Annotated in this window: 8 protein-coding genes; 1 reads left to right on the forward strand and 7 read right to left on the reverse strand. The window is 32.3% G+C overall.

The features are described 5' to 3' along the window. Window positions 1-2,419, forward strand: a 2,419-nt coding sequence (locus tag VK998_RS03680; RefSeq protein WP_325225608.1) for a phosphodiester glycosidase family protein, incomplete at its 5' end; no start/stop codon positions are given. Window positions 2,420-2,689: 270 nt separating this feature from the next. On the opposite strand, the gene VK998_RS03685 is transcribed toward VK998_RS03680, so the two are convergent. From VK998_RS03685 to VK998_RS03715, 7 genes are all read right to left on the reverse strand, one after another. Next, the gene (locus VK998_RS03685) at window positions 2,690-3,562 is read right to left on the reverse strand and encodes a transglycosylase SLT domain-containing protein (RefSeq protein WP_325225610.1); all 873 of its coding nucleotides are present in this window, start codon (window positions 3,560-3,562) and stop codon (window positions 2,690-2,692) included. A gap of 12 nt (window positions 3,563-3,574) precedes the next feature. Further along, window positions 3,575-3,889, reverse strand: coding sequence for a rod-binding protein (locus tag VK998_RS03690; RefSeq protein ID WP_325225612.1), 315 nt, complete (start codon window positions 3,887-3,889; stop codon window positions 3,575-3,577). A gap of 13 nt (window positions 3,890-3,902) precedes the next feature. After that, window positions 3,903-4,697: a flagellar basal-body rod protein FlgG gene (gene flgG / locus VK998_RS03695; protein WP_325225614.1), complete on the reverse strand. Its 795-nt coding sequence runs from the start codon at window positions 4,695-4,697 to the stop codon at window positions 3,903-3,905. Window positions 4,698-4,708: 11 nt separating this feature from the next. Then, window positions 4,709-5,755, reverse strand: a complete 1,047-nt coding sequence (locus VK998_RS03700; RefSeq protein ID WP_325225616.1) for a flagellar hook-basal body protein — start codon at window positions 5,753-5,755, stop codon at window positions 4,709-4,711. Window positions 5,756-5,822: 67 nt separating this feature from the next. Then, a complete protein-coding gene (gene mreB / locus VK998_RS03705) occupies window positions 5,823-6,851 on the reverse strand; it encodes a rod shape-determining protein (RefSeq protein ID WP_325225619.1) in 1,029 nt (342 codons plus the stop codon). Window positions 6,852-7,006: 155 nt separating this feature from the next. Further along, window positions 7,007-7,261, reverse strand: coding sequence for a sporulation transcriptional regulator SpoIIID (gene spoIIID / locus VK998_RS03710; protein WP_005584568.1), 255 nt, complete (start codon window positions 7,259-7,261; stop codon window positions 7,007-7,009). An 88-nt stretch (window positions 7,262-7,349) separates the two neighbouring features. Next, window positions 7,350-8,174 carry a M23 family metallopeptidase gene (locus VK998_RS03715; protein WP_325225621.1) on the reverse strand — a complete coding sequence of 275 codons (825 nt, stop codon included), beginning with the start codon at window positions 8,172-8,174 and terminating at the stop codon, window positions 7,350-7,352. Window positions 8,175-8,416 lie beyond the last annotated feature (242 nt).

Consider the following 8,416-nt stretch of genomic DNA (forward strand, 5'->3'; position numbering starts at 1 on the left):
GGATATGAATATGGTAACTTTATTAAATAAACATTGGGGTGCAAAATCCTTTGGAAACAAATATAACGGAAAACCAAAAGAAGTAAATAATGAGGAAATAAATGAAGAAGTTATAGAAGAAACAGATGAAATAGATGAAAATATAGTTGAAGAAAACATGGAAGAAGCTAATGATAAACCTAATATTAAATATAATAATGAAATGGTCGAAATGATAGTGGTTGATAATATAGTTCAAGATATAAGAATTGGCAAAGAAGCAGTAGCTATACCAGAAGATGGATATATAATAGCTGTTAGAGGAAATAGAGCAGAACCATTATTAGCCAATTTCAATATAGGTGATGAAGTTAAATTATCTATAAGGACTACTCCCAATCTTGAAAATATTAAATTTGCCATTGGTGGCGGTAGTATAATTCTTAAAGATGGTAATGTTATCAATTCCAATATAAATATTAAAGGAAAACATCCAAGAACAGGAATTGGAATTACAGAAGATAAAAAAGAATTAATAATTGCTACTATTGACGGCAGACATGTTTCCTATACAGGTGTTAGTCAAGAAGCCTTTGGAAAAATTCTTCAAAACTTAGGTGCTCACAATGCCATAAATCTTGACGGAGGCGGTTCTACTACTATGGCTGTTAAACCTGTAGATGAACAAACAGCAAAGGTTGTAAACAGGCCTTCCGACGGAGGAGAACGTAGAGTTGTTAACGGAGTAGGAGTCTTTTCTAATGCTCCTAAAGGCGAACTCTCTTATATAAAGATTAATACAGATGAAACTAAAATGTTTCCTAATACTTCTAGAAGATTTACCGTTAAAGGATATGATAAATATCACAATCCTCTAGAAATAGACCAAAACAAAGTAGAGTATAGTTTTGAAGGCGTTGAAGGAGAAATAAATGAAAATATTTTCAAAGCTAAATCTTCAGGTAATGTAACTATAAAGGCAAATTTAGAAGGCATAACTTCTACCTTAGACATGAAAGTATTAGGTGAATTAGAAACGATTATTTTCCCTGTAAATAGTTTCATTCTACACCCAAATAACCAAAGGAATATTGGTATAATCAAAGGAAAAGATAAAAATGGATTTGAAGCTAAAATTTATCCAGAAGACATAGATTGGACAATCACCGGTAATATTGGACATATAGAAAATGGAGTATTCTATAGTGGAGAAAAAATTGGTCCAGGTGCTATAACTGGTAGATTAGGAAAAGCTATAAATAATATTTTAGTATCCATCGGTAGCGGTGACGGAGTCCTTGTAGAGGGGTTTGAAAATATTGAAAACTTCGGTTTAACTACCTATCCTGAATACGTCAAAGGAAAGATTAGTTTAAACCCAGTAGCCAAAGAAGGTAATAATAGTATAAGCCTTAAGTATGATTTTAGCCAAGGAGAAGATACTAGAGCTGCTTATCTACTATTTGGTTCAAAAGAAAGTAATATGTTAAACTTACAAGGAACTCCAAATAAATTGTCCCTTTGGGTAAAGGGAGACAATAGTAGTCCTTGGTTAAGAGGAACTATTAAAGATAAAAATGGCAACAGCCATACTATAGATTTTACTAAATCATTAAATTCTACTGATTGGCAATATGTTGAAGCAAATATTCCTTCTAATGCAGAATACCCTATCTCTTTAGAAAGAATATACGTAGTGGAAACGGATGGTTATAAGAAATATTCAGGAGAAATTTTATTGGATAGTTTAATCGCTTATTATCCACCATCCTACGACCATATAGAAGTACCAACAGCAACAAGTTTTAAAGATATAAAAAATACAAAAGCTGAGAAAGGCGAAAATGGGTACTCTTTTATAGTCACTAGATTCCCAAATAATCTTGAAGAAATTGATGGACAATCTGCAATCAATAAGATTAAAGCTAAAGCTAATTCTCATGATTTAAGTCTTTTCGTAGGTAAAACTAATGAAGAATTTAATAATAGTATTAAATCTGATAGGATTATAAACTTAGGTTCTCCTTACAAAACTCATAGATACAAGAACCTTATGTTAGTAGATATAAGTAGTGCAAAAGGAGGTATTAGAAGTACAAATTCACAACAATGGATTTGGCTAAAAGAGGGACTAGCTAATGCTGAAGAAGACCATATTGTTCTATTTTTAAACACTCCAATATTTGGTTCTGGAGGATTTAAAGATAAATTAGAAGCAGAACTTCTTCATAATACATTAGTTGAAACCTCTGAAAAAGGTAAAAATATTTGGGTGATTTATAATGGAAATACTACTAAGACAGAATTAAAAGATAATATAAGGTATATAGAACTTAACAATAAAAGAATTGAAACCTTAGAAGATTTGAAAAATATTTATTCCATTGAATTTACCGTAAATAATAAAGACATTACCTATCAAATTTCCAATTATCAATAGACCTCTAAAAGGAAAACTGGACAGATTTACTGTCCAGTTTTTCATCTTTAAATCATCAATTATTTAAAATAATTCCTACTGTAAATACTGTAAGTATAATAGCAAAAAAAGTATAAATAATCCTTTTCCTCATATAATCCCTCCTTTAACCAATATTATTACCAGCTAAGGAAGAGATTAATCCGAATTAATAAATAAAAGTGAATATATATCAAAATAACGAAAGAACTAATACCTAAAAGCTAAACTCCAATAATTGTGAATTTTGCATTATGAATTGTCAGTTGATAAAGCTATCCAATTACCATAAACCCAGCCTTCTCTTGAATCCTCATTTACCCTTACTTTATAAAAATAAAATCCTCGTTTTAACACTGGTCCTTCTAATATAGTCATAGTTTGATCTACTTTGACAGTGCCTATTGCTTTACCTCTAGGAGCATCATGAAGTACTAGTTGTTCTTTCCCATTTGCTTTTTCCATAGTATCTGGTTTCACTAGATCATCAACTTGGTATTTAATAATATCCCCTTCATGATATTCTTCTGGAGTGGAAATTCTTCTATCACTTCTAGGATGTCCTCCTCTACTAGGAATTGATCTTTTATTAATAGGATTTATTCTTTGGTTATAATCATTCAATGCTATTTCATATATCTTATCCTGATAAGTTTTATCCTTGATATTTGGGTTATTCCTCTCTAATAATCCATTATACCCCCATAGTGCAAAATACCAATGTTCTAATATATTTGGGTCCATATTACCTATCTGGATCATTTTATCATTGGCAATTTTCCATTTATTCAATAAATGGTCTGCTCCTGCTTCTATATTATAAACTGGATCATTTTTAAGTTTATCTGAATTATAAATATTTCCTTCTATGTCAATCTGCATTATGCCTGCATATTTATTAGCACCCATTAGAGGTCTTCCCTTTGAGTCGAACTGTCTAAAAGTACTTTCCTTCTTTGCAATACATTTCATTATTATACTAGGAATACCTCTTTTAGTAGCAACTTCCTCTATAATCTTTTCCACTTCTTGCCTGGAAGGGTTTCTACTTTGAGAAAAACCAATATTCATTATTCCAAACAAAAGTATAAATACCATTAGGATGGTTATTGCTTTCTTCCCCATTATACTGACCTCCTACCAGCTTATATAACCACTTTTAAATTGTTGGTATAACATATCTGCTATACCCAACCCATTATCTGAATTTGCTATCTCTTTGGATAGTTCGTCTATATGCATCTCTTCAAATATCTTCCTACCTGTACTTTTTTCTACCAACCCATCTTCTGGTACTGTCTTTTGCATTTCCTTAAACATAATGGATAAGAATATGGACTCAAATTCTTTACAAGCTTTTTTTAAAGCTTCATCATCTTTTTTAGAATTTAATGATTCCATTTTTTTATGTAATTCTGTTGGGTCAATATTTAAATCCATGTTTATCTCCACTTAAAATCCCCCATTATCTTTTTAGATTATTAGCTAATTGAAGCATTTCATCAGCAGTTTGTATGGTCTTAGAATTGATTTCATAAGCTCTTTGAGCTGTAATCATCTTTACCATTTCATCTACTACCTGCACATTAGAGGCCTCTAAATATCCTTGTACTATTCTACCTCTCATCTCCTCTGGATCTAAAAGTATTCCTTCGCCAGAAGCTACTGTTTCACTATATAGATTTAGTCCTTCTGATAATAAACCTTCTGGATTGGTAAATTGAAATAATCCAATTCTTCCTAAATCCACTATTTCTCCATCTTCATCAGTTCCAGTTATATATCCTAAATCATCAACAGTAATATCTGTCAAATCCGATTCAATAAATATTTCGTCCTCATTTTCGCTAAGTACAATATAACCATCGGAGGTAACTAACATACCCTCATCAAAATCTACACTTAATTTAAAACTACCATCCCTAGTATATCTTATTTCATCATTAGGTAATAATACTCCAAAGAAACCCTCCCCATCTATAGCTAAATCAAAGGTACTATTGGTTTCCATAAAACTTCCATTTCTAAAATCTTTTTTAGTTGCTGCAGGCATAACTCCATGACCTACTTCTAAATTCACAGGTCTTCCTTCATCATCTACTATATTAGTTCTTTTCAGAGTAGTATAAAATAAATCCTTAAACTCTGCCCTCTGCGTCTTATAAGATGTTGTATTTACATTAGATAGATTGTTTGATATTGTGTCTATATTAAGTTGTTGTGATTTCATACCTGTAGCTGCAGTCCATAATGCTCTCATCTTTTTACCTCCTATATTCTTCCTATTTCATTCGAAGCTTTTTCAAGCATCTCATCTTGTGCCCTAATGGCTTTTTGTCCTGCTTCGTACTCTCTAAGTAAAGTTATCATCTCCACCATTTCTTGAATAGCATTTACATTAGAGCTTTCTAAATATCCCTGCAATACTTCCCCCTCGTAAGGAACTTCTTCTGCCTCTACACCTTCTGCCATTTGGTATTGGTTGTCTCCAATTTTTCTTAAAAATTCTCTATTTTCCAAATCTACAATATCTAAGAATCCAATTATATCACCATCTACTATTACCCCTCCATCAGTATCTATGGAGACTTGATTCCCTTCTATATATATATTTCCATCTATTCCTTGTAGTGGTTCTCCAGTTGATGTAGTAAGCATTCCATCTTGGTTTATTGTAAAAGAGCCATCTCTAGTATAATAAATATTCCCTTCTTCGTCAGCTACTTTAAAAAACCCGGAGGCATTTAAAGCTAAATCATAAGTTCCACCTGTTTCACTTATATTCCCTTGAGTAAAATCTGTGACATTTTTTTGAAACTTAAGTCCTGCACTCATTGTTCCTACTACATGAGAAGGAGGATAATATACAATTCCTTGTGAAAGATCTTCTATGTTTTCTCCAGCACCTTGGATAGGATTACCTTGGTTATCAGTTACGTAGTTCTCATAGTCCGTTTTATACTCATCTGTATTGTCTTGATAAAAGGTTCTTAAATATCCTTCATCATCGATAATAAACCGGATATCCTTTACATAACTATTGCCCATAGGTGTTTGTACCACAAAATATCCATTACTGGTACTAGCCCTATGAACCTGTCCATTAGTTTCATATTCTATTTGATTTTCTCCCCTTAATCTAGGCCTAGATCTTTGACCATTGATTTTTGCCAATAATTTCTCGGGAAAAGTTTCAGTTAAAGACATATCTTTTTTGAAACCAGCAGTATTTACATTAGCCAAATTATTAGTTAAAACCTCTAGTTTCTTTTGATTAGTTGCTAATGATGTAGCATTAATATATAGTCCTCGATTCACTTTAATTCCCCTTCCTTAATCCATATACAAATCTCAATAATTATTATCGGCATCTTTTTAAAGTACTTTAATTATTTATCCGTATTGAATCCGAATCTATTAAATCCGATTCCAACAAATTTACCCATTCCAAAGCCTTTCCCGTTCCAATTGCTACTGAGCTAATTGGATCATCAACAATATTCGCCTCTATACCAGTCCTATCCATAATAAGTTTATCAATTCCATGTAATAAAGCACCACCACCAGTCATAACTATACCTCTATCTCCTATATCGGCTGCTAATTCCGGAGGAGTTCTCTCTAAAACTGAATGAACAGTTTCCATTATTTGAGTAATTGGTTCAGCTAAAGCTTCTAGCATTTCATTTGATGATATCTTAACATTCCTCGGCAATCCTGTTAATAAATTTCTACCTCTCACTTCCATGAAAACTTCCTTTTCTCTAGGATATGCTGTTCCTATTTGAATTTTTAGTTCCTCCGCGCTTCTTTCTCCTATCATCATATTATGTTTCTTCCTTATATATCTAGTTATGAATTCATTACATTCATCCCCTGCAATCTTTACAGACTTACTTAGGACTATACCTCCTAAAGAAATAACCGCCACATCTGTAGTTCCTCCACCAATATCTACTATCATATTTCCACTTGGTTCTGTTATATCTATTCCTGCACCTATTGCTGCTGCAATAGGCTCTTCTATAAGAAAAGTTCTTCTAGCACCAGCATGATTGCTTGCTTCAAGTACTGCTCTTTTTTCTACCTCAGTAATTCCACTTGGTACACATATTATAACTCTGGGTTTAAAAATGGTTTTTCCTATGGCTTTAGAAAAAAAGTATTTCAACATTCTTTCAGTTACCTGATAATTAGAAATTACTCCATCTCTCATAGGGCGTAAAGCTATAATATTTCCTGGAGTTCTACCTAGCATCTTTTTTGCTTCTTCTCCTACAGCTAAAAATTTATTAGTATTTTGGTCAAGTGCTACTACTGAAGGCTCATTTAATACTATTCCTTTCCCTTTTGCATATACTAATATGCTTGCCGTTCCCAAGTCAATTCCTAAATCCGTTCGAAAAGCAGCCATATACAATTGCCCCCTTTTAATCATCTATATACACGAATACATTATATCATATACTATTTCTATATAAACCTAAAAATTCCTTTTTTATTTGCAAAATAATCCAAAAAACCCAGAAGACCCATAAGGATAGACTTAGTCTTTCCTTATGGATCTATTTAATCGTTGATTGCTTTGTATTTTAATTTAGTTGCTTTCCCCCCTCTAATATGTCTCTCTGCTTTGTTTTGTTCAAGAACTTGCTTCACCATAGTTGCTATAAGAGGGTTTATCTTGGGAAGACGCTCTGTCACATCCTTATGTACTGTACTCTTACTCACTCCAAATACACCTGCAGCCTGCCTTACAGTAGCTTTTTCACTTATTATGTACTTTGCAATTTCTAATGCCCTTTCTTCTATATAATCCTTCAAATAGGTCTACCCCCTTTGAACTTTGTTTTGGGTTTTTAATCTTTGTAAATACATATGCATTTTAAATTCTTATTAGAACAAATATATCTTAGTTTGAATAGATAAAGGCTGGTATATGTTCTTTTGGGTCTACACATATTCCATCTTTAATTACTTCAAAATGGATATGTGGTTCCATCATCATTTCAATAGAAGCGGTTTTACCTACCTTACCTATTACATCCCCCTTATTAACCTGAGTACCTTCTTTAACCATATCTTCTTCAGAAAGATTAGCATATTTTGTAACTAGTCCGTTACCATGCTCTAGTATAATTACTATTCCCCATAATTGGTCATTATATACTTCTTGTACCTTCCCAGACAAAGCAGCTACTACTTGGCTACCCTCATCTGCTGAAATATCTATACCTTTATGAGCTGTCCATTCTTCCAAGGTTTGAGAATAGATTAAATTGTCCTTTGTAAAATCTGTAATTAATTTACCCTGTACTGGTTCCACCATATTCTCAATTGATTCTGGAGGATTTTTTTCTTGGACAAAATCTAAATCTTCTTCCAGCTCTTTTCTATCTTCTACTTCTTGTTTCTCTATTTCATCCTTATCTCCTTCTGCCATTGCTTCCTTTACTTCCTGATCTTCCATAATTTCTTCTTCTAATTCTTCAATTTCTTTCATTGGTTCTTCTAGTATTTCATTTTTTTCAGTTTTAGGAGTTTCCAAAGAATTTACTAAATCTAATTCATCGTTTACTATGATAAAATCCTCATGCTGAGATAGATTGTGTTTATTACTGTCAGTCATATTTCTCTTAGATACCATAACGGCTGTAATAGCTACTACACATACACAAATAAATAAAATAATATAAAATCCATCTTTTTCAATTAATTTCCCTAATCTTTTTCTCATTCCCTCACCTCCATTAGGTATTATTTCCACTTTTATCTATTTAATACATAATATAAATAAAATTTCACATAAAAAATAAATAGAGCTGACACAAAGGTCTGCCCTATCCAAATTGCTCAATTCTCCATTGTAAAGGATCTTAATTCTACTCCTGTATAATAGTGTTTAAGTATTGCTTCATAGCTTTTATCTTTTTTAGCCATGCCATTTGCTCCCCATTGGCTCATGCCTACACCATGACC

Source organism: Schnuerera sp., from assembly GCF_035459645.1.
Classification (GTDB): Bacteria; Bacillota; Clostridia; order Tissierellales; family Tepidimicrobiaceae; genus Schnuerera.